Below are 21220 nucleotides of genomic sequence, written 5' to 3' on the forward strand. Positions count from 1 at the left end.
AAAGTTTGAGCGATGTTGACGTTTGCACAAATTTTTCCGATGGTGCGTCGAGGAGACAATTTCGAAGATTTGCGGTCGTATCTGTGCCCTTGAAAGGGTGTTGATGGCAATTGGCCGTGGTCACGACAGATAAACATCCTATTAGTGGTACTTTTGTGGTTGCAAAGGTTCTATTAATAGGACTATACAATTTGGTAAAGAGGCGCAATCGCAGAAAATGGAACACGCGTTGGCGAGTTTGCAGCAGATCAAGGCATTTCAGAGCTCCCGCCGCAGCGGGCAGCCGCTGTATATGCAAGTTGTCGATCATTTTCGGCAGCATTTGACCGAGGGGCTTTGGCAGCCCAACGATGTGTTGCCGTCGCTGGATGTGTTGACCGAGACGCTGGGTGTTGCGCGCGTAACCGTTCGTGATGCTGTTAAGATTCTGGCAGACGAAGGTTTGTTGCGCCCGGAACGCGGGCGGGGCACCATCGTTACCGACAAGGCGCGCGGGCACCGGCCGCTCAGGCTTGAAGCGCGGTTTGATAATCTCAATTCAGCACTGCGTCTGGATCGGCCGGCGGTGAGCAATATTGCCGAAGGCGAGGACGTGCCGGTTATCGGCGACCTGCCGGGGACGCTTGCGGATTCCTACTATTTCATTCGGCGCGTCCATCTGCGCGACGATCTGCGCTACTGCCTGATTTCGCTCTATCTCGACTATGCGATTTTCGATCTGGCGCCGGAACGGTTTCGCGTCGAGTTGGCAATTCCGGTGCTCAATGAAATTGCGTCGGGCGAGATTGCGCATATCAACCAATATGTCCGCTTCGGCAAATGCGACGAGGAAACCTCCGTGCAGCTCGAATATCCTGCCGGTGATCCTGTGGCCCATATTCGCCGGGTTCTGCGCAATGCCGAGGATCGGATCATCTACTACGCCGAAGTGACCTATCGCGCCGATATCCTTGAAATGGATACTGAGGTCCATCGCGGCAACGGGGTGGCCAATGACCAAGCGTCCAAACGTCATTCTCATCTCCTCGGACCAGCAACGCGGCGACTGCATTGGCGCGGAAACGCGTCAGGTCAAAACACCCAATATTGACAGGATCGGCGCCAATGGCGTGCGGTTTTCCAAATGCATCACGCCGCACCCGATGTGCCAGGCCGCGCGTGCCTCGATCCTGACTGGCAAGCTGCCTTACACGCATGGCGTTCGCGACAATGGTCGTGATCTTGATGAAGCGTTGGCGGGGCAGGGGCTGGGCGCCATTTTTGCCGCCGCCGGTTACGATAGCCATTTTATCGGGAAGGCGCATTTTTCGTCGCACCAGACATTTCAACCTACCGGGAAGCCAGAATGTCTGGCCAGCGCAAAGGATTATCCAGAGGACTGGCAGGGGCCGTTCTTCGGATTCGACAAGGCGCAGTTAATGCTACGCCCGCACCACCACACCAAATGGGCGGAGCCGCCCGAAGCGCTGCATCACGAATATTGGCTGGATCAGGATGGTCGCGGGGGTGAGCGGTGGGCGCAGGCGGCCGAGCATTTGCCGCCAAAGTCGCACCATTTTCAGGCCTGGCGTTCGGCGCTGGACAATGAATGGCACTCGTCGCCCTGGATTGGTGATCGGGCAGTCGAGTTGATCAACGGCAATAATGAAAAGCCCTATTTTGCCTGGGTTTCATTTCCCGATCCGCATCCGCCGTTTCTGGCGCCACGCCCGTGGTCCGATATGTATGACCCGTCCGAGGTGGATCTGCCGACCCATTTTGAACTGGATCTGGACCGGCGTCCCTGGTGGCATCGGATGTTTCTCGAAAAAAGAATACCCAGCAAGGCGTTGAGAATAATCAGGGCGGTGTCGACTGGGGTCAGAAGGGGGCGCTCAACGAAGCGGCGTTGCGCGACATAACCGCGATCTACTACGGCATGATTTCAGCTTTGGACCATCAGGTCGGTCGGATGCTGGATGTGCTGGAGGCTGTCGGCGAACTTGAAAATACGATCATCATTTATATCAGTGACCACGGGGAGTGGCTCGGTGATCACGGCCTGCTGCTCAAAGGGCCGATGCTCTATGATGGGTTGCTACGGGTTCCCTGTCTGATCCAGGGGCCGGGTGTGCCGCAAAACCGGGTCATCGGGGATCCGATCAGTACGCTCGATATTCGCAGCACTTTGGCGGATTTGTGCGGGCTGGATGCAGAAGGTGACAATGGCACGTCGTGGCGCGGTCTCATGGACGGTGGCGACAGTCGGGATTTTGCGCTGTGCGAATGGGAAGTCGACGCCAGCCGCTCTGGCATCGATCTGGATCTGCGCACGGTGCGCTCTGCGCGGCATCGGATGTCGCTCGATCTCCTGACGGGGACAGGCGAGCTTTATGATCTGCAAGACGATCCCCACGAAATGGAAAATCTGTTCGACGACGCGGGACGCGCCAGCGTTCGCCGTGAATTGACCGACATGATCAGGAGCCGCCCAGCGGATAAAATTCCTGCGGCACCCCGTGTTGGCTGGCACTGAGATAAGGAAGTTGCCTGTGAGTAAAATTGCCTCCATTGAACCGTTGCTTGCCCGTGTGGGGAAGCGCAATCAGCTGTTGGTTCGGGTTGAGACCGAGGACGGAATCGTTGGCTGGGGCGAATCCGGGCTTTCGGCGCGTCCAGAGGCTGTGGCTGCAACGCTGGACTATTTCGCAAAATTTCTGGTTGGGCAGGATTCGCGCAAGATCGGGCGTATATGGCAGGAAATGTATCGCAGCCAGTATTTTGAAGGCGGACGGGTTTTTACTGCTGCCATCTCGGCGATGGATCTTGCGCTGTATGATATATTGGGCAAGGCGCTTGATGTGCCGGTCTATCAGTTGCTCGGTGGGCGCCAACGCGACGTTGTTCCTTCCTTCGCCAGCGCCACCGGGCAAAGCTATGATGAGGTGCGTGACCAAGTCAGCACTCTGGTCGAGGCTGGTTGGGATTGTGTGCGGGTTACGCCGAGCTACTACGATACCGGGGTCATTTTTGAACCCAACAAATCCATCGCCCAGTCGGCCCGTGATCTGATTGCGCTGCGTCAGCAATTTGGCCCTGAACTGGTCATCGGCATTGACTATCACCACCGGTTGTCGCCAGCAGAAGCTGCCAATTTCTGCAATATGCTGCCACCGGGCACCCTGAATTTTCTTGAAGAGCCAATTCGCAACGAGACGCCCGAAGCCTACGCAATGCTGCGCGGCATGACCGATGTGCCGTTTGCCATCGGCGAGGAATTTGCGTCCAAATGGGCAGCGGGTCCCTATCTCGAGCGCGGCCTGACGCAATATATGCGACTGGACATCTGCAATATTGGTGGGTTCACCGAAGCGATGAAAGTCGCTGGGTGGTGTGAGCGGCATTATATTGATCTGATGCCGCACAACCCGCTGGGGCCTATCTGTACCGCTGCGTCCGTGCATCTGGGAGCGGCTGTGCCCAACTGGAGCTGGCTGGAAACCCGGCAGAGTCCGGTGGAAGCGCTCGGCTTTCATGATCCCGAAATTTTCCCCAAGCAAGTGGCAATGGAAGGGCCGGTTTACATCGTTCCTGACGCGCCGGGGCTTGGGGTCGAAGTTAATGAGGCGCTCATTCGCGCTTCCAAACCAACTCATGTGGAACCGCCACATCTGAGGAGACCGGATGGTTCTGTAACCAACTGGTAGAATGACATTTTTTGTGTAACTGCAAGGGAGGACAACATGCAGCACATCAAGTCGAAAAAGGGACGGTGGAGTTTCCGTCTGGCATCAGCGGGAGTTGTTGCGGCACTCTGTTTTCCGGCATTTGCTTTTGAAGAAGCGCCGATGCTCAAGGAAATGGTCGATGCGGGCACACTGCCGCCTGTTGCAGAACGCATGCCCAATGAACCAATGGTCATGGAAGTAATTGAGCAGCCTGGTGAATATGGTGGCACGTTGCGCCGCGCTATTCTGGGCGGTGGTGACCAGCATAATCTCGTTCGCACAATCGGTAGTGAAAATCTGGTGCGGTGGGATGCGACCTGGAGCGAAGTCAAACCCAATATTGCAGAAAGCTGGGAAGTATCACCCGACGCCAAGACCTTCACCTTCAAATTGCGCGAAGGCATGCGTTGGTCAGATGGCGAGCCGTTCAACGCCGACGATATCATGTTCTGGTACGAGGACGTGTTTTCCAATCGTGAACTGACGCCAACTTGGGATTCCAACTATGTTGGTCCCAACGGACCAGTGGTGGTAACCAAAATCGACGACTATACGGTCAAGTTCTCGTTTGATACGCCAAATGGCCTGTTCATTCAGAACATGGCATATGGTTTTGGCTATTATCCGACTGCCTATGCCAAGCACTACCTCAAGCAGTTCCACATCAAATATAATCCTGATGTGCAAAAGCTGGTTGATGCCGAGCCCGCAGCTTCTGATTGGGTGCAATTGTTCGGTCTCAAGGCTGGGGCGATGGATACCCCACTGTTCTGGCAAAATCCGGATCGCCCGACGCTGCACGCCTGGCATCTGAACAACGCCTATGGTTCGACGGATCGCGTGGTTGCGGAACGCAATCCCTACTATTGGAAGGTCGATTCCGAAGGACAGCAGCTCCCCTATATCGACAAGATCACCTATGATCAGGTGGAGGATGTCGAAACCATTTTGCTCAAGGTCTTCAACGGCGAAATAGACTATATGAACCGGCACGTCGGTCGCCCCTCCTATCGGGCGGTGTTGACCGACAATATGGAGCGCGGCAAGTATCACTTCTTTGATACAAATGACTTGCCAGCCAGCACGGTCAATTTGATGATGAACCTGACCAATACCGATCCGGTCAAGCGTGAGGTCGTCAACAACAAGAATTTCCGCATCGGTATCAGCTACGCCATGAACCGGCAGGAAATCATCGATCTGTTGTACTTTGGTTCGGGGCATGCCGCCCAGGCATCGCCACAGCCAGGCTCGGTGCTCTATGACGAAGAATTCTCCAAGGAGTACACTGAGTATGATCCGGACAAGGCCAATGAATATCTCGACAAGGCAGGTCTGACCGAACGCGACAGCGAAGGGTTTCGGCTTGGGCCTGATGGTAAGCGTTTCACGCTGACCTTCATGGTCGCCGACGTGTTTGGGGTTCAGTTCCCCGATGCCATGGAACTGGCGACTGCCTATGCGGCTGATGTGGGCATTGACTTCCAGGTACGCGCTACCGACCGTTCGCGCTTGATCGAGATGACCACCAACAATGAGCAGGACGCCTATATCTGGAACTGTGGCGGGGGGCAGGCTGACGCTTATACCCAGCCGATGTGCTATCTGCCTCAACCGAGCAATTCCGTGAACTGGGCACGTTTGTGGGCTGAGTGGGGCGTTGACCACACCAAGGGCGAAGAACCACCGGAAAATGTCAAGGCGATCTTTGACGCCTATGACGAGGTGAAGGCTGCTGCGACGCCAGAAGAACAGAAAGCCAAGATGAAGCATGTTCTTGATCTGGCCAAGGCCGAGTTGTTCACTGTGGGCCTGGTTCAGAACGAGCCAGCATTCGGGATTGCACGCAACAATATGCGCAACATTCCCGATCCGCTGCCTATCGCTGGACAGCTTTGGTATCCGGCTCCCTACACGGCACAATTCTACTTCGAAGGCGGCAAAGCGCTGCCCTGATGTCCTGATGTCGTACCGCTGGTCCGGACGGTGTCTGGACCAGTTCGGGGACTTACAAGCAAACCTTTTTGTCGGCGGTCTAGCTGCCGACATTCGACCCACAAAGGACTTTGGGTAATGCCTGCATTTGCAAAATGGCTGGTGGTTGTTGCCATCGGTTCAACAGCGGGAGACACGATGCCATGTTCGGTTTTCTAGCGCGTCGGATTCTTTATATGATTCCGACCCTGTTTCTGGTGTCGATCGTCACATTCGCCATCATCCAGCTGCCGCCCGGGGACTATCTCGACACGTTGGCCGCCGATATGGGCGAGGCCGGTTCGGACAATAACGCGGCTATCGAGGCACTGCGCCTGCAGTATGGTCTGGGCGAGCCGATGTATGTGCAATATGGCAAATGGATGAGTGGCATCTTGCTGCACGGCAATTTTGGCCTGTCCTTTGAGAAAAACCGCCCCGTCACGGATTTGATCTGGGATCGATTGGGGTGGACCTTCCTGATTTCGTTGCTGACGCTGGCCTTCATATGGCTGACGGCGCTGCCCATCGGTATCTATTCGGCGGTCAAAAAATACTCGGCAGGGGACTATATCGCGACGTTTTTCGGCTTCATTGGGCTGGCTATTCCCAATTTCCTGCTGGCGCTGGTGATGATGTATGTGGCGTTCCGCTATTTTGGTCAAAGCGTTGGGGGGCTCGTCAGCCCGCAGTATCTTGATGCGCCCTGGACGTGGGCCAAATTTGGCAATCTGCTAGAGCACATCTGGATGCCAATATTCGTGATTGGTACCTCAGGTGCGGCGGCGCTGATCCGCATCATGCGGGCCAATCTGCTCGATGAGCTTTATCGGCCCTATGTGGTGACGGCACGCGCCAAGGGCATGAGCGAATTTCAACTGCTGTTGCGCTATCCGGTGCGAGTGGCCCTTAACCCATTCATTTCCACTATTGGCTGGATCTTGCCGACCCTGGTTTCGGGGGAGATCATCGTTTCGGTGGTGATGAACCTGCCCACGACCGGCCCCATGCTGCTGCGGGCGCTTTTGGTGCAGGACATGTATCTGGCCGGTTCGCTCATTCTTATCGTGAGTGTTCTTACGGTTGTGGGCACGCTCATTTCCGATTTGCTTCTGGCATGGATCGACCCAAGGATCAGATATCAATGACCCAATCTTCAACCATTCCACTGGCGGAAGACCTCGCCGAGCACTCGCCCGTCGTTCTGGGGCCCTGGTCTCTGGTGTGGCGCAAGTTCCTGCGCCATCGGTTGGCTGTGATCAGCGGTGTGATCATCATCCTGATCTATCTGATCGCGGCGTTTGCTGAATTTGTTGCGCCGATCGACATCGGAAAAACCAGTGTGCGTCATACGTTTGCGCCACCGCAAATGATCCACCTGTTTGCGCCGGGCGACGATGGTTCAACGGTTTTCCTGCCGCACGTCAAAGGGCTCAAGACAACCATTGATACTGAGGCACGGCGGCGCTCATTCGAGGTTGATGAGAGCAAGATCATTCCGCTCGGCTTCTTCGTGCACGGGTTCGAATACAAACTGTTTGGCATCATCGAAAGCGACGTGCATCTGTTTGGCCCCAAGAATCCGCGCGATCCATTCTACCTGTTTGGGGCCGACCGTTTGGGGCGGGACATTCTCAGTCGAATTATCGTTGGCACCCGCATTTCGATGTCGATTGGTCTGGTTGGCGTGGCCATGTCGCTGGTGATTGGCGTGCTGTTGGGTGGGATATCCGGCTATTTTGGCGGGTGGACCGACAGTTTGATCCAACGCTTTATCGAGTTTATCCGATCCGTGCCGACGATCCCATTGTGGATGGGGCTTGCCGCCGCCATACCGCTCGACTGGCCACCGCTCCGAACCTATTTCGTGGTGACCCTGATTGTGTCGATGATCGGCTGGACCAGTCTGGCGAGAGAAGTGCGCGGGAAATTCCTGTCGCTGCGCAATGAAGATTTCATTGTTGCCGCACGGCTTGATGGGCTGAGCCATGGCGAAGTGATCCTCAAGCATATGGTGCCTTCGTTCTCGAGCCACATCATTGCGTCGCTGACCCTTGCTGTACCCTTGATGATTTTGGCGGAAACCTCGCTTTCGTTCCTCGGCATTGGTCTGCAACCGCCTATCGTGTCGTGGGGCACCTTGCTCAAGGAAGCGCAGAATATCCGCTCGATTGCGCAAGCACCGTGGCTGCTGATCGCGCCTGGTACCGTGATCGTCATCGCAGTCCTAACCTTCAATTTCCTAGGAGACGGCCTTCGTGATGCCGCTGACCCCAATGCACACTGATAGCCCAGAGCCGCTGCTGCGCATCCGCGGGCTCAAGACGCACTTCTTCACCGCCGATGGCGTGGTCAAGGCAGTGGATGGTGTTGACCTGGATGTTCAGCAGAGCCGAACCACCTGCATTCTGGGTGAAAGCGGTTGCGGCAAGTCGATCATGGCGCGTTCCATCCTGCGCATCGTTGATGCGCCGGGCCGGATCGTTGATGGCAGCATCATTTACCGGGCGGCCGATGGGCGGACGGTAGATCTAGCGGCGATGAGTCCGACTTCCAAGGCCATCCGCGAAATTCGCGGCAGCGATATTTCCATGATCTTCCAGGAACCAATGTCTTCGCTGGGGCCGATCCAGAAGATCGGCAAGCAGATCAGCGAAACCATTCTGCTGCATCGCAAGATGAGCAAGGCCGAAGCCAAGGAAGCTGCCATAGAAATGCTTGACCGGGTTGGCATTCCCAACCCAGCCAAACGTTATGAATCTTATCCGTTTGAGCTTTCGGGTGGCATGCGACAGCGCGCCATGATTGCCATGGCGCTGAGTTGCCAGCCGCGCATGTTGATTGCGGATGAGCCGACCACGGCGCTGGACGTTACCACGCAGGCCCAAATTCTCGATTTGATTGCGGATCTCAAGGAAGAGTTCGACATGTCGGTGATGCTCATAACCCACGATCTGGGCGTGGTGGCAGAAGTGGCCGAAGATGTGGCAGTCATGTACATGGGCAAGGTCGTCGAGCGGGGCGATGTCTATTCGGTATTTGAAAATCCGAAGCATCCCTATACGCAGGCGCTGCTTGAATCGGTGCCACGCATTGGTGGAGTTCGCAAGGCGCGGTTGCCCGCAATCAAGGGCATGGTGCCACACCCGTTGGCGCGACCATCGGGCTGTTCGTTCCGTACCCGTTGTGAGCGTTATATGCCGGGAATTTGTGACAAGACAGAACCTGTACTGACCCAGGAAGGCTCCTCAGAAGTGGCGTGTTTCCTTTATTCCTCGGAGCTGGCCAATGTCCGATAAAATTCTGGAAGTAAACGGGCTGAGCATGCACTTTCCGCTCAGTGGCGGAGCGTTTCGAAAGTCCACAGCCGTCGTCCGGGCGGTCGAAAATGTTTCGTTTGCTGTGCACCGTGGCGAGACGTTCGGTGTGGTGGGGGAAAGCGGTAGCGGCAAGACGACGCTTGGTCGTTGCATTATGCGTATTCTAACCCCCACGGCCGGTACGATTCAGTTTACCGGCAAGGCGCAAGAACCAGTGGAACTGGTCACTAGCGACGATAGCCTGTTGCGCTCGATCTGGCGCGATATTCGCATGGTTTTTCAGGACCCTCAGTCTTCGCTCAATCCGCGCCTGCCGGTGATCGAGATTGTCGGGCAGTGTTTGCGAAAATCGGAAAAGCTCTCGGGAAAAGCGCTAGCTGATCGCGTGTCGATGCTGCTAACCAACGTGGGGCTGCGCCCTGAAATATTGCATCGTTATCCCGGCGCATTTTCGGGCGGGCAGCGCCAGCGCCTCGGCATTGCGCGTGCATTGGCGACCAATCCGCAGTTGGTGGTCGCCGATGAGGCGGTTTCGGCGCTCGATGTGTCGATCCAGGCGCAAACGCTCAATCTGATGCAGGATCTGCAAGAGCAGTTCGACCTGACCTATATTTTCATTGCCCACGATCTGGCGGTGGTTGAGCATATTTGCGACCGGGTGGCGGTCATGTATTTGGGGCAGATCGTCGAACTGGCCGAAAAGGATGAGTTGTTCAACTCACCAAAGCACCCCTATACGCGCGCCTTGCTGCAAGCTGTTCCTGTGCCTGATCCCCGCAAGCGTCCGGCCAAACGGGTGCGTCGTGGTTCGGGCGAAATTCCAAGCGGTGGTTTGCGGCTTGATGCCTGCCAGTTCGCACCACGTTGCCCACATGCGCAAGATATTTGCCGGAATTCCTCCCCGCCTGAAAAGCAGGTCGGCGGCGCGGCAGTGCTCTGCCATTTCGCCGGAGACATATGAGCGCGCTGAGCGCCGCCCTAAATCGGGCTGCGGCGCTTGGCCAGATAGATGTGATCGCAGGCCAGGACCACTTCGTTGCGTTGATTGATAACGCGCACTTCCTCGGTAATGCGGCCATGATCAGACCGTTTCGGATCGTCTTCGAGTTTTGCGATCTTGAGCTCGGTATGGATGGTGTCGCCGATAAAAACCGGCTTGGGAAAACGCAGGCGATCGTAGCCATATGAAAAGGCCAGCGGGTTGATCTCGGTGGCGGTCAAGCCAATGCCGATGGCGAAAGTCATGGTGCCATGGGCGATGCGCTGGCCCCATTGGCTCGATTTCATCGCTTCTGCGTCCATGTGATGGGGGAAAAGTCCCCGGTATGGCCGGCATGCACAACGATGTCGCTTTCGGTGATGGTTCTTCCGAACGTCTTGCGCGTGTGGTTGAGGACATAGTCTTCAAAGTAGCATTCCTGTTCCATCAAAAGCTCTTTCGGAATAGTTGGTTGAGCGCCTCAATGATGGCGACGGGTTCTTCGCGTGACAGCAGGCCAGCATTCAGACGTCGGGCCGCTGCGTCCTGAAACGCCATGTAACCATTGTGGCGCGGGCGGACCCAAGCGTTTTCCAGTGTGGCGCGGGTGTTCCGATAGAAATCGTCGACGGCGCTGTTGACGTCATCGTCTTCCCAAGCGAGGCCATGACCCGGTTGCCCACCCGATTGAGCGTATAACCCCCGTTGCACGGGCGCACTTGCGACCCAATGGGCATAATCGATTGCTTCAGGCTTGCGGCTGGAAAACGCCGAAACTGCTATTCCTGTGCCGCCGAGTGCCGATCCGACTGGACCATGTTCGCCAACGGCCGGGATATCGGCAAATTTGAGACGTTTGGGCCGGAAATCGGCCAAGCCATAGCTCAAATAGCCATAGCCCAGCGGCATTACGGCAAATGGACTGTCCGACATTGCCATGGCCTCGGACGCGCCGATCGGGTCCATTTCGAATTGGTCGGCATTGATATGATCGGTTACGGCCCGCAGTAGCGTGATGATCTGAATGCCGGTTTGAACATCGAGTAGTTCGGCTGTGTCTGTGGTGGAGCAGGAATGGCCGAGGTTGGCAGCAAGCGTATAAAGGCACATCAATGAATGGGGCGCGCGCATTGGCAAGATGATTTGGCCCTTTTGGGCCAAGTCGATCACCTGATCCCATTCGGTCAAAGGTTGGGGCAATTTGTCAGGCCGAAAGGCCTGCACCTGCGCGGCGGCATCAATGGGAAATGCCCACTGACGCCCAGCCCAATTGTAGCTGTCGAACGATTGGCCGACGCTATTGGCCCGCATTGCCTGCAATTCGGCTTCGCGCCCGGTGACATCGAGCGGCGCGAGGCAGTTTTCGGCCGTGATCTGCCCAACATGGGGATGGTCGATCACGATCAGATCATATTGGCGCGCCAATTCCTCGACCGGGAAGCTTTCGAAATCCTGGAGGCTTCGTTGGTCCCAGACAATCTCAACGCCTCGATCGGCGTGCCATTGCCGTGCCGTCGCAACCATCGGATCGTAACCGCGTGGATGGCTCCACGTCATGCCCTTTAGTGCGCTCAAAGGTCAAACTCGGCCCGGATGGCAGCGTTTTGCTCGCCAATCAACGGCGCGGCCCTGCTGGTGCTGGCGCGCTCACCATTGACGCGGAGCGGCGAGCGAGTGGTAACGATGTTGACATTGTCGGGCCGGGTGACGGTCTGAAGCATGTCGAGTGCCTTGAACCCCGGGCTATCCATCAGTTCGCGCCAATCGAGCACTTTGGCACACCAGATGTCGGCAGGCTCAAGGATTGAAAGCCAGTGCTCGCTTGAGGCCGTTTTTAGCCGATCAGCGATAATCTGCTTGATGGCATCACGGGCCGTAAACCAAGTGCGTGGGTCTTCATATTCTGTCAGAGCGTCGATTTCGAGCAGGTTGCGCAGGTTGTCGATGGGGGTCATGGCGATGGCAATATAGCCGTCGCTGGTTGGATAGACCCCATAAGGGGCCGACAAATAGGCATGCGCCGAGCGGAAGGTGCTGCGCTTGGGGATGCGTCCGCCGTCGTTAAGATGGGTCGTCAGCACTTCGAACTGGAAGTCCACCAGAGCCTCAAGAAGTGAGGTTTCGATGTGGGCACCTTCGCCTGACATGCCGCGCCGCACCAGCGCTGCCAGAATGCCTTGTGCTACTGCGGCGCCGGCAAGCATATCGGCGATTGCCAGCCCAAAGGGAACCGGACCCTGATCGTCATCGCCATTGAGCCACATGACGCCGGAGCGTGCCTGGGCGAGCAAGTCTTGTCCGGGACGATCAACCCATGGACCTTCTTCGCCGTAGCCGGTGATCGAGGCATAGACAATGTCGGGGTTGAGCGCCTTAACCGTCTCGTAGTCGAGGCCGAGCCGAGAGATAACGCCGGGACGAAAATTTTGCAGGACGACATCGGCCTTACCGAGCAGTTTGCGCAGTGCGGCCAGATCATCAGGTTTCTTGAGGTCGAGCGCCAGGCTTTCCTTGGAGCGATTGATGGCGTGGAAAATGGTTGAATCGCCGCCAATTTCTGTATCGCTGAGATAAAGGCGGCGGCTCAGATCGCCACCCTCAGGCCGCTCGATCTTGATAACGCGAGCGCCCAGATCCTGCAGCCGGAGGCTGGCATAGGGGCCGGAAAGGAACTGGCATAGATCAACCACGATGAGGCCATCGAGAAGGCCTGGTGTCTTTGTACTCATGAGGGTTTCTCGATTTGATCTGCAAAGGTTTCGGGGTTGCGGTATCTGACCGTCTGGAGATGTTCGCAATAAAGCACCAGCTCGCCCTCGCCCTTGTAGACTTCATAGCTGGCGCGGCAGAGGCCAAGCTTTTGATATTTCGGGCGTTTGTCGAGGTTGGTGCGGATGGTATAAATGGTGTCGCCGATAAAGGTTGGCTTAATGAACCGCAGCCGGTCGTAACCGTAGGAAAAAGCGTTGATACAATTGGTGGCGACCAGCCCCAGTCCAGCGGAAAAGACCAGTGCCCCGGCAATCAACCGTTTATCGAACTGCCCTTCTGTCGTCGCGAAAATATCGTCGGCGACGTAGGGGTGCATGTCGGTGACCAGGGCGTTGAATTGCATCGACTCCCCCTCTGACATGGTGCGACGGAGCGAGCGAATTTTGTGGCCAACAGCCCAGTCCTCATAGAACCAGTTTTCGGCATTCCAGACCGGAAGTTCTGCGTGTTCGGCGGGCATGGTTTTGGGAAATGTGGAGGAGACGCCAACAGTCGCGCTCATGGTTTTTCCTTAATCTGGGTTGCGGGCGATCTGGCCGATTCAAAGGCTGCTTCAACAAGCGCCATCGTGTGCCAGGCGTCTTCGACGGATGTCATCAACTGTGAATCCTCGCCCGCCGCAAAGCGCTGCAGGTTGCTCATCGTGCCGATAAAGGCGTGGGGGAACCAGCCGCCGGAAAGCGGAACGGACTGCCAATCCTGTCCCCGACGCACGATCCAAAGCTCGTCCGGTTCACCCTCAGGATAATTGAGTAGCAGGCCGAGTTTGACGACTGCGGCGCCATCGGTACCCTCAATGCGAAAGCTGGCGTCCTGAAATTGGCGGCCGAAATCGTGGTCGTGATTGATCGACAGGGTGGTGCGGATGCCATCGGCAAAATCCAGAATGGCGCTGGTGCGGGTTTGGGCCAATTCGTGGTTGGGATGGCCCATGGTGCGGACATGGATGCCGTTTGGATTGCCAAGCAAGGCGCGGATCATATCGAGGTAATGAATGGAGTGAACCGAGATTTCTACCCGCTCCATTTTCTTGAGGAACGGAAACAGATCCCAGGGTGTCACGAGGTTCAGGTGGACCTCAACATCGACCAGATCGCCGAGCCAGCCGCGTTCAACGGCGTCGGCAACTGCCAGCATCATCGGCGAGAAGCGCAGTTGGAAATTGACCGCCGCAACAAGCGATTTTGTACGGCAAAGCTCGAGGATCCCTGTCGCTTCGCCCAGGTCGCGGCCCATTGGCTTTTGCAGCAAAACGGTTGCGCCTTCAGGAAGTTCGGGCAAGACGTCAAGGTGGGCGGCAGGGGGAAGCGCGAGGTCGAAAACGGCGTCTGGCGTGGCGATGGCGTCGGTCAAATTTGGGAAGACAGGGATGTTCCACTTGGCCGCGAGTGTCTCGGCGCGTGTTGCGTCAATGTCAAATATCCCCGCTACGGGGAGATCGGCTAGTCTGTAGGCTGGCAGATGAGCGTCGTTGACGATCCCCCCGGCGCCGATGATGACGATGGGGCGCGGCGCAGTTGGACGTCGCCAAGCCTGGCGTAAAGGCGCCTTGTCGTCCATCTTATCCTCCCCTAGCATGCAATCCGATTATTCTTATGTGAATATAATGTTCACATATAAGCGAAATGTGCAAGTCGCGCCGACTGCCTAGTCCACATGGAACACTTCTTCGGTGGAGGCCCACCATTCGTCACCGGTGCGAGTGGAGAGGGGGCGTTGCATGGGCATGCAGACGGCCCACCATTTCTGGGTTACGGGGTCGGCGGCCATTCTAGCCATGTCGGCGGCGTGGTCGTTGCCGACGTATTCGTAATAGGCAAAGAGGAGATTTTCGGGCTCGCGCAGGAAAATGGAATAGTTGGTTATGTTGCTATTCTTGATCTGATTGAGAACATCGGGCCAGACGGCGGCGTGGACCTTTTTGTATTCGGCAATTTGTGCGGCATCGAGACCAATTACGGATCCATAGCGTTTCATATTCTTCTCCTCATTATTGTACTTCGGCGCCGGCGCGTTTCGAAAGCTCTATGCCGGCGGCCTGCATCATAGCCAATGCTTCTGTGATATTGGGTGCGTCGGCCTTGTCTATGCGTTGGCTATAGGGACAGGTGAAGGCGGCGATGACAGATCCCAAGGGTCCAAAGACCGGGACTGACAGGTTGAAGACGCCGACGACCTGGGCGCTTGGCATATTTTCATAGCCCAGATGGCGGATGGTCGAAAGGCGTTGCTCGAGACCTTTGGGGAGAGCCTTCGCGCCAATAAGTCCTTGTTCTTCCAGCATTAAGCTGGCTTCTTCCGGACTATGGTAGGCAAGGAAAATGTGACCTGACCCGGTGTTGACAAGTCCGACCCGACTGCCAACGCGGATGGAGACATTCCAGTATCCGGGGCCATCCATCTGGGCGACGACGACGAGGTTGCCACGATCGTGGATGACTAGATGACATGCCTGTTCGGCTTGAATGGCAAACTGGCGCAAGACCGGTTTGGCCTGGTTCACAAGGCGATTCATCGGGGGGCGGGCATGGCCGAGTTCGAAGAGTTTCAGGGTGATTTCATAGCGATCTTCGAGGGTGCGGCGCACGTAGTTGCGACGGACCAGACGCTCGAGCATGCGGTAGATTTCATTGGGGGAGCGACCAAGCGACTTGGCGATCTCTGCCTGGCTCAATCCATCGTCGGTTTCGGCCAAAAGTTCAAGAATATCAAGACCTTTATCAAGAGCAGGGGCGCGGTAGCGGTCGTCGTCTTCTGTCGTGATCAATATTCTGCTCCCGTTTACCGATCCATACCCTGACTTGTTAGCAAGGGTTAGCATCGGGTTAGCTCTGATTGTCACGCATTTGGCAAAATTGGGCGATTTTTGCGACCGTGATGCCGGTTGACGTCATAGCAATCATTGTGCTTACTTACAAATAGATCTTTCAAATATGAGTTATCAAGCCTCAAAAGAGGCAACGACCGAAAGGTCCCCTGTGGAGGAGAAATCGCGATGGTTAGTAAAATCCTGGCTAAAACCCTTTTGGCGTCCTGCGCCGTTGTCGTTCTGTCTGGCACCGCGCTGGCGCAAGAGTTCGACTATGGGTCATTCCCCGACTACACGCTCAAGGTGAAGCTGATCGGCGGCACCCAATATGAAAAGCTCTATACGCGCATTCCTGAATGGGAAGCGATGACGGGTGCCAAGGTCGAGATCGTGTCGTCCAAGAACCATTTTGATCTTGATCGCGAGATCAAGCAGGACATCGCGACCGGCCAGATCAGTTGGTGTGTAGGGTCGAACCACACCAGTTTTGCGCCGCAATACGGCGATCTTTATATCGACCTGAAGGAAATGATTCCGGCTGAAGAGTTGGCCAAATACGTGCCGGGCACGCTGGCTGCTTCCGAGGTTGATGGACGGCTGGTGCAGTTGCCGCGCGTGACTGATGTTTCCAACATCTATTATCGCAAGGACATCTACGAAGACCCTGACAACATGAAGGCGTACAAGGAGAAGTTCGGCACCGACCTGGCGCCGGCCAAGACCTTTGACGAACTCAAGCAGCAAATCATCTTCCTGGCTGATCCCCCGAACCTTTATGGCACTGCCTTTGCCGGCAAGGACGAGGGAATGTCGGGTCGTTTCATGGAAATTCTGCGCGCCAACGGCGGCGATCTGTTTGACGAAAACTGGAAGCCGATCTTCAATTCGCCCGAGGGCGTAGCCGCGCTTGAGTGGTTCAAGGAAATCTATGATGCCGGTGCGGTACCCGCTGGCACGGTCAATTATACCTGGGACGATATCGGACAGGCCATGGCCGCTGGACAGTTGGCAATTGACCTTGACTGGCCCGGCTTTGCCGGATTCTACAGCGATCCCTCTGCCTCCAAGATCTCTGACGTTCTCGGCTTCGCCGTGTCGCCTGTTGGTAGTGCAGGGGTTCGTGGTGGCTGGTCCGGTTCGCACTCGTTCTCTGTGACCCAGGCGTGCGACAACAAGGAAGCTGCTGTTTCCTTTGCAGTTTTCCTGACCAATGATGAGAGCGAGATGATGGAAGCCGAGGCCGGCAATCTGCCGACACGGAGCAAGACGTTCGATGAAGTGATCAAATACTTCAATGAGAACAACAAGCCCGCATTGGCCGAAATGTTCCCGATCTGGCAGGCCTCGTTGGCAGACGCCCGGACGCCGCCATTGATTCCGCAATGGATCGAGGTTTCCAACATTTTGTGGCCTCAGTTGCAGGCAGCCATCGTGGGTGAAAAGACCCCGCAGGAAGCTCTCGACAAGGCCGCAGCGGATGCAACCGTGATCATGGAAGACGCTGGATTGCTCTAGATCCTCCCTGCTGCTCCGGCCCTGGCTGGAGCAGCGTATTTCGCAATATTCGTCCGGGCCTGTGTCCGGACGAATTCGGATTGGCAGGCACTGCCGACCACATGATCATTTCGGGGGTGCAGGTTTGAGCGCAAGTGTTGAGACTATGCCGCATGATAAGGGGCGCAATCGCATTGGGGCATTCATGCGCTCGCCCGCGGCAACGCCCTATCTCTTGCTGCTGCCAGCGGCGCTGGTCATTCTGTCAGTGGTTTTGTTGCCGCTGCTGGTTTCCTTCTGGACCAGTTTTACAAGCTATAATCTGACCCGACCGGCAACCCTTTTTAACTTTATTGGCCTGCGCAATTATCAGCGGCTGATGGGCAATACCGATTTTTGGTGGGCTTTTGGGCGCACGATCATATTCATTACCATCGCGCTCAATCTTGAGATGTTGCTGGGTCTAGGACTGGCGCTTCTGGTCAACAAGATAACCTGGGGCCAGCGTACCCTGCGCACCATCATGATGTTTCCGATGATGTTCTCACCCATTCTGGTGGGTTTCCAATTCAAATATGTTTTCAACGACTCTATCGGACTGGTCAACAATGCACTGTTTGACCTTGGCTTGATCAAGCAGCCGATTGCGTGGCTGGTTGATGGAAATTTGGCCAATTTCTCGATCATTTTCGCTGAAATCTGGATGTCGACGTCGATCTTTGCCATCCTGTTGCTGGCGGGCTTGATGGCGCTGCCAAAGGAGCCGATCGAGGCGGCGCGGGTGGATGGCTGCAACCCGTTGCAGGTGTTCCGCCACATTACGCTGCCGTTCCTGATGCCGTTCGTTTATATTGCCATGACCATTCGTTCGCTGGATGTAGCGCGGGCTTATGACATGGTGCGGATCATGACCAATGGTGGCCCGGCGGGGCGGACCGAGTTGATCTGGACGCTGATGACGCGCACCGGCTATCAGAACAGTCAGATGGGCATGGCCAACGCCATGGGCTATGTCTCGATCATTCTGTCGATCGTCTTTACCTTCTACTTCTACAAGAAGCTGGTGAGCGCGCGTACCTTTATGGGAGGCGCACAATGAGCCAGTTGACGATCGAAAAGCCCTGGCAACGCTGGTCTATCCGCTTTGGCGTGTTTGTCGCCATGGCCATTCTGACCATACCCGGCCTTTGGGTAGTGCTCACGGCGTTCCGGCCCAATATCGAGGTGTTGGCGCGGCCCGCCGTGTGGATACCGCAAAACCCCACGCTGGATAATTTTGCCCGATTGTTCGGCCTGTCGAGTGAGCAGCAGGGCCTGCCGGTAGCGCAATATTTCATCAATTCCCTGGTGATCTCGATTACCTCGACGCTGGTGGCGGTCGCCATCGGCATGGCGGGTGGCTACGCGTTCGCGCGGTTCCGGTTTCCGGGCAAGGGTGGGCTGTTCCTGGCCTTCATGCTCAGCCGCACAGTGCCCGGGGTGGCGTTGTCGCTGCCGCTCTTTATCATCTGGGCACGGCTTGGGTTGATCGACACCTCATTTGGCCTGATCCTGGTTTATCTGGCGGTCAACATCCCGTTCACTATCTGGTTGACCGATGGGTTTTTCCGCCAGATTCCGGTGGATCTTTCCGAAGCGGCCCAGATTGATGGCTGCACGCGTTGGCAGGCGTTCTGGAAAGTTGAATTCCCGCTGGCTCGTTCGGGGCTGGCGTCGGCGGCGATCTTTGCGTTCCTGACATCGTGGAACGAATATGCGCTGGCCAGCCAGCTGACGCGAACAACTGCCTCAAAAACCATGCCGGTTGGCTTGATGGACTTTACGGCCCAGTTCACTGTTGACTGGACGGGCATGAGCGCCATGGCTGTCCTTATCATTATTCCCGCGTTGGTTTTGACCTTCGTTGTCCAGAAACATTTGATCGCCGGCCTGACTTTCGGCGGCGTCAAGTAAGGAAGCATCATGGCTGAAGTTCGTCTCGAAAAAGTCGTCAAACGCTATGGCAAGATCGAAGTGGTGCACGGCATCGACCTTGAGATCGCGCATAATGAGTTTGTGGTGTTGGTGGGGCCGTCCGGGTGCGGCAAGTCCACAACGTTGCGCATGATTGCGGGACTGGAGGACGCCAGCGACGGCGCCATCACCATCGGGGACCGGGTGGTCAATGAGTTGCCGCCACGGGCGCGCAACATCTCGATGGTGTTTCAATCCTATGCGCTTTATCCGCACATGACGGTGCGCGACAATCTGGGATTTGGCCTCAAGATTGCCGGGCAGGACGAGGCACTGATCAAAAAGAGTGTTGATGCAGCCGCCGAAATCCTGGGGCTGGAACCCTATATGGATCGGCTGCCGGCCAATCTCTCGGGCGGGCAGCGTCAGCGCGTGGCCATGGGACGGGCCATTGTGCGCGATCCCGACGTTTTTCTGTTCGATGAGCCGCTATCCAATCTCGATGCCAAGCTGCGTGGTCAGATGCGGGTTGAGATCAAGAAGCTGCACCAGCGGGTCAAGACAACGGTTATTTATGTGACCCATGATCAGGTCGAGGCGATGACGCTGGCCGACCGGATCGTGATCATGCGGGACGGTTATATAGAGCAGATCGGCACGCCGACCGAGGTTTTCGAACGACCGGTCAATACGTTCGTCGCGGGCTTTATCGGTTCGCCTCCGATGAACCAGCTCGACGCCGTGGTGCGCGGGGGCAAGGCAGTTCTGTCCGATGGGGTCGAAGTGCCATTGGGGCCGGACCACAAGGTTAGCGAGGGACAGGCGATCATTTTGGGCTTCCGGCCTGAAAGCTTTGCGCCAAAAGGGCATTCGCTGCATGGGGAGGCCAATGCGCTGGCCATTGAGCGGACCGTCAATATTGCGGAGCCATTGGGCACCGAGACTATCCTGTTTGCCGATCTGGGCGGGCTGGAGGTTCAGGGCAAGATGCTCAATCCGCGTGTGGTCAAGGAAGGCGAAACGCTCGGCTTCACGCTTGACCTGAGCAAATTGCATGTCTTTGATAAGGCCAGCGGACGGAGCGTTAGCGCGTAATGGCAAAAATTGTCCGCATTGAGCTGTTCATGGTTGACCTCAAGCCCAAGGTCAAACGCCAGGACGCCATTCAGTCATTTGTTTCCCAGGAGACCCCGTTTGTTCGGATTACCGACAGCGATGGGGTGGTGGGGACAGGCTATAGTTACACCATTGGCACTGGCGGTCATTCGGTGATGGCGCTTTTGGAGCGCACGCTGTGCCCGGCGCTGATCGGGCGCGAGGCGATGGAAATCGAGCGCATCTGGCGCGATATGCTGTTCATGACCCATGCAACGACAGTGGGTGCGATTACCGCGATTGCCATGGCTGCCGTTGATACAGCGCTGTGGGATTTGAAATGCCGCAAGCTCGGACTGCCGCTGCATTTGATGGCGGGCGGGGCACAGCCTGAAGTCGCACTTTATACCACCGAAGGCGGGTGGCTGCATATTGAGCAGGCGGCGCTGGTTGAAGACGCGTTGCGCGCCAAGGCGGCAGGTTTTGGCGGGTGCAAGCTCAAGGTGGGGCGGCCCATTCATCAGGACGTGCAGCGGATCGGGGCGGTGCGCGAGGCGGTGGGCGCCGATTTCGAGATTTTTACCGACGCCAATCAGGCGTTTGCCGTTGACGAGGCCATTCGGCGGGCACGCGCCTATGAACCGCTGGATATCGGATGGCTAGAAGAGCCGTTGCCAGCCGACGATATTGCCGGCCATCAACGCCTGAATGCGCACACCAGCGTGCCGATCGGGGTGGGAGAGAGCATATATTCGGTGCTGCATTTCCGTGAATATCTGGAGCGGCACGCGGCATCGGTCATTCAAGTCGATGTGGGGCGCATTGGCGGGATTACGCCCTGGCTCAAGGTGGCGCATATGGCTGAGTGCTTCAATATTGCCGTCAGTCCGCACTTTCTGATGGAGCTGCATGTGTCGCTGTGCGCGGCGGTGCCCAATGCACGGTGGGTCGAATATATCCCGCAGCTCGATGATCTAACGAGCGAGAAGATGATCATTGCCGATGGCAAGGCGCGACCATCCGATGCGCCAGGGCTGGGGATCGACTGGGATTTTGCAGCGATTGACCGGCAGGTGGTCGAGGGCAGTCGGTCGACCATGGATCAGAATAGCTGAGA

21 protein-coding genes and 1 pseudogene are annotated in these 21220 nt (G+C 56.5%); 14 read left to right on the top strand and 8 right to left on the bottom strand.

The features are described from left to right. The first annotated feature begins 229 nt into the window (after positions 1-229). The 9 genes from PSQ90_RS13145 to PSQ90_RS13185 all read left to right on the top strand — a co-directional run bounded on the left by PSQ90_RS13145 (position 230) and on the right by PSQ90_RS13185 (position 9962). Complete coding sequence (locus tag PSQ90_RS13145) at positions 230-1090, top strand: GntR family transcriptional regulator (protein ID WP_282210749.1); 861 nt, start codon at positions 230-232, stop codon at positions 1088-1090. Beyond that, on the top strand, positions 993-1901 hold the full coding sequence (locus PSQ90_RS13150) for a sulfatase-like hydrolase/transferase (RefSeq protein ID WP_282210750.1): 909 nt from the start codon (positions 993-995) through the stop codon (positions 1899-1901). The genes PSQ90_RS13145 and PSQ90_RS13150 overlap by 98 nt, the downstream gene beginning before the upstream one ends. Then, positions 1889-2515, top strand: coding sequence for a sulfatase family protein (locus PSQ90_RS13155; protein ID WP_282210751.1), 627 nt, complete (start codon positions 1889-1891; stop codon positions 2513-2515). Before PSQ90_RS13150 ends, PSQ90_RS13155 begins: the two co-directional genes overlap by 13 nt. A gap of 16 nt (positions 2516-2531) precedes the next feature. Then, complete coding sequence (locus tag PSQ90_RS13160; RefSeq protein ID WP_282210752.1) at positions 2532-3686, top strand: mandelate racemase/muconate lactonizing enzyme family protein; 1155 nt, start codon at positions 2532-2534, stop codon at positions 3684-3686. A gap of 36 nt (positions 3687-3722) precedes the next feature. Then, entirely contained in the window at positions 3723-5663 is a 1941-nt protein-coding gene (locus tag PSQ90_RS13165) for an ABC transporter substrate-binding protein (protein ID WP_282210753.1), read from the top strand. Between the two features lie 182 nt (positions 5664-5845). Then, a complete protein-coding gene (locus PSQ90_RS13170) occupies positions 5846-6829 on the top strand; it encodes an ABC transporter permease (RefSeq protein WP_282210754.1) in 984 nt (327 codons plus the stop codon). Beyond that, positions 6826-7968: an ABC transporter permease gene (locus PSQ90_RS13175; RefSeq protein WP_282210755.1), complete on the top strand. Its 1143-nt coding sequence runs from the start codon at positions 6826-6828 to the stop codon at positions 7966-7968. Before PSQ90_RS13170 ends, PSQ90_RS13175 begins: the two co-directional genes overlap by 4 nt. After that, the gene (locus PSQ90_RS13180; RefSeq protein WP_282213066.1) at positions 7943-8980 is read left to right on the top strand and encodes an ABC transporter ATP-binding protein; all 1038 of its coding nucleotides are present in this window, start codon (positions 7943-7945) and stop codon (positions 8978-8980) included. Before PSQ90_RS13175 ends, PSQ90_RS13180 begins: the two co-directional genes overlap by 26 nt. After that, positions 8970-9962 (top strand): ABC transporter ATP-binding protein, encoded by a 993-nt coding sequence (locus PSQ90_RS13185; RefSeq protein ID WP_282210756.1) that lies wholly within the window; start codon positions 8970-8972, stop codon positions 9960-9962. The genes PSQ90_RS13180 and PSQ90_RS13185 overlap by 11 nt, the downstream gene beginning before the upstream one ends. 17 nt (positions 9963-9979) lie before the next feature. Here the strand turns inward: PSQ90_RS13185 and PSQ90_RS13190 are convergent. The 8 genes and pseudogenes from PSQ90_RS13190 to PSQ90_RS13225 form a co-directional block, all read right to left on the bottom strand. Beyond that, positions 9980-10327, bottom strand: a pseudogene (locus PSQ90_RS13190) (MaoC family dehydratase); the annotation flags it as partial. Continuing rightward, a complete protein-coding gene (locus PSQ90_RS13195; protein WP_282210757.1) occupies positions 10285-10428 on the bottom strand; it encodes a hotdog family protein in 144 nt (47 codons plus the stop codon). The pseudogene PSQ90_RS13190 and the gene PSQ90_RS13195, both read right to left, overlap by 43 nt. Beyond that, positions 10428-11537, bottom strand: a complete 1110-nt coding sequence (locus PSQ90_RS13200; RefSeq protein WP_407648220.1) for an extracellular solute-binding protein — start codon at positions 11535-11537, stop codon at positions 10428-10430. The genes PSQ90_RS13195 and PSQ90_RS13200 overlap by 1 nt, the downstream gene beginning before the upstream one ends. Positions 11538-11551: 14 nt before the next feature. Continuing rightward, complete coding sequence (locus PSQ90_RS13205; protein WP_282210759.1) at positions 11552-12709, bottom strand: CaiB/BaiF CoA transferase family protein; 1158 nt, start codon at positions 12707-12709, stop codon at positions 11552-11554. Continuing rightward, positions 12706-13254, bottom strand: a complete 549-nt coding sequence (locus PSQ90_RS13210; protein ID WP_282210760.1) for a MaoC family dehydratase — start codon at positions 13252-13254, stop codon at positions 12706-12708. Before PSQ90_RS13210 ends, PSQ90_RS13205 begins: the two co-directional genes overlap by 4 nt. Further along, the gene (locus PSQ90_RS13215) at positions 13251-14330 is read right to left on the bottom strand and encodes a Gfo/Idh/MocA family protein (protein WP_407648121.1); all 1080 of its coding nucleotides are present in this window, start codon (positions 14328-14330) and stop codon (positions 13251-13253) included. The genes PSQ90_RS13210 and PSQ90_RS13215 overlap by 4 nt, the downstream gene beginning before the upstream one ends. A 69-nt stretch (positions 14331-14399) precedes the next feature. Continuing rightward, positions 14400-14729 (bottom strand): L-rhamnose mutarotase, encoded by a 330-nt coding sequence (locus PSQ90_RS13220; protein ID WP_282210762.1) that lies wholly within the window; start codon positions 14727-14729, stop codon positions 14400-14402. Positions 14730-14742: 13 nt separating this feature from the next. Further along, a complete protein-coding gene (locus PSQ90_RS13225; protein ID WP_328517506.1) occupies positions 14743-15519 on the bottom strand; it encodes an IclR family transcriptional regulator in 777 nt (258 codons plus the stop codon). Positions 15520-15747: 228 nt separating this feature from the next. On the opposite strand from PSQ90_RS13225, the gene PSQ90_RS13230 reads away from it, so the two are divergent. The 5 genes from PSQ90_RS13230 (at position 15748) to PSQ90_RS13250 (ending at position 21218) form a co-directional block, all read left to right on the top strand. Next, positions 15748-17076, top strand: coding sequence for an ABC transporter substrate-binding protein (locus PSQ90_RS13230; RefSeq protein ID WP_282210763.1), 1329 nt, complete (start codon positions 15748-15750; stop codon positions 17074-17076). A gap of 184 nt (positions 17077-17260) precedes the next feature. Continuing rightward, positions 17261-18154: a carbohydrate ABC transporter permease gene (locus PSQ90_RS13235; RefSeq protein WP_282213068.1), complete on the top strand. Its 894-nt coding sequence runs from the start codon at positions 17261-17263 to the stop codon at positions 18152-18154. After that, positions 18151-19008 carry a carbohydrate ABC transporter permease gene (locus tag PSQ90_RS13240; protein WP_282210764.1) on the top strand — a complete coding sequence of 286 codons (858 nt, stop codon included), beginning with the start codon at positions 18151-18153 and terminating at the stop codon, positions 19006-19008. Before PSQ90_RS13235 ends, PSQ90_RS13240 begins: the two co-directional genes overlap by 4 nt. A gap of 9 nt (positions 19009-19017) precedes the next feature. After that, positions 19018-20103, top strand: coding sequence for an ABC transporter ATP-binding protein (locus tag PSQ90_RS13245; RefSeq protein ID WP_282210765.1), 1086 nt, complete (start codon positions 19018-19020; stop codon positions 20101-20103). Next, positions 20103-21218 carry a mandelate racemase/muconate lactonizing enzyme family protein gene (locus tag PSQ90_RS13250; protein ID WP_282210766.1) on the top strand — a complete coding sequence of 372 codons (1116 nt, stop codon included), beginning with the start codon at positions 20103-20105 and terminating at the stop codon, positions 21216-21218. Before PSQ90_RS13245 ends, PSQ90_RS13250 begins: the two co-directional genes overlap by 1 nt. Positions 21219-21220 lie beyond the last annotated feature (2 nt).

The organism is Devosia rhodophyticola (assembly GCF_028816475.1).
GTDB lineage: Bacteria > Pseudomonadota > Alphaproteobacteria > Rhizobiales > Devosiaceae > Devosia > Devosia rhodophyticola.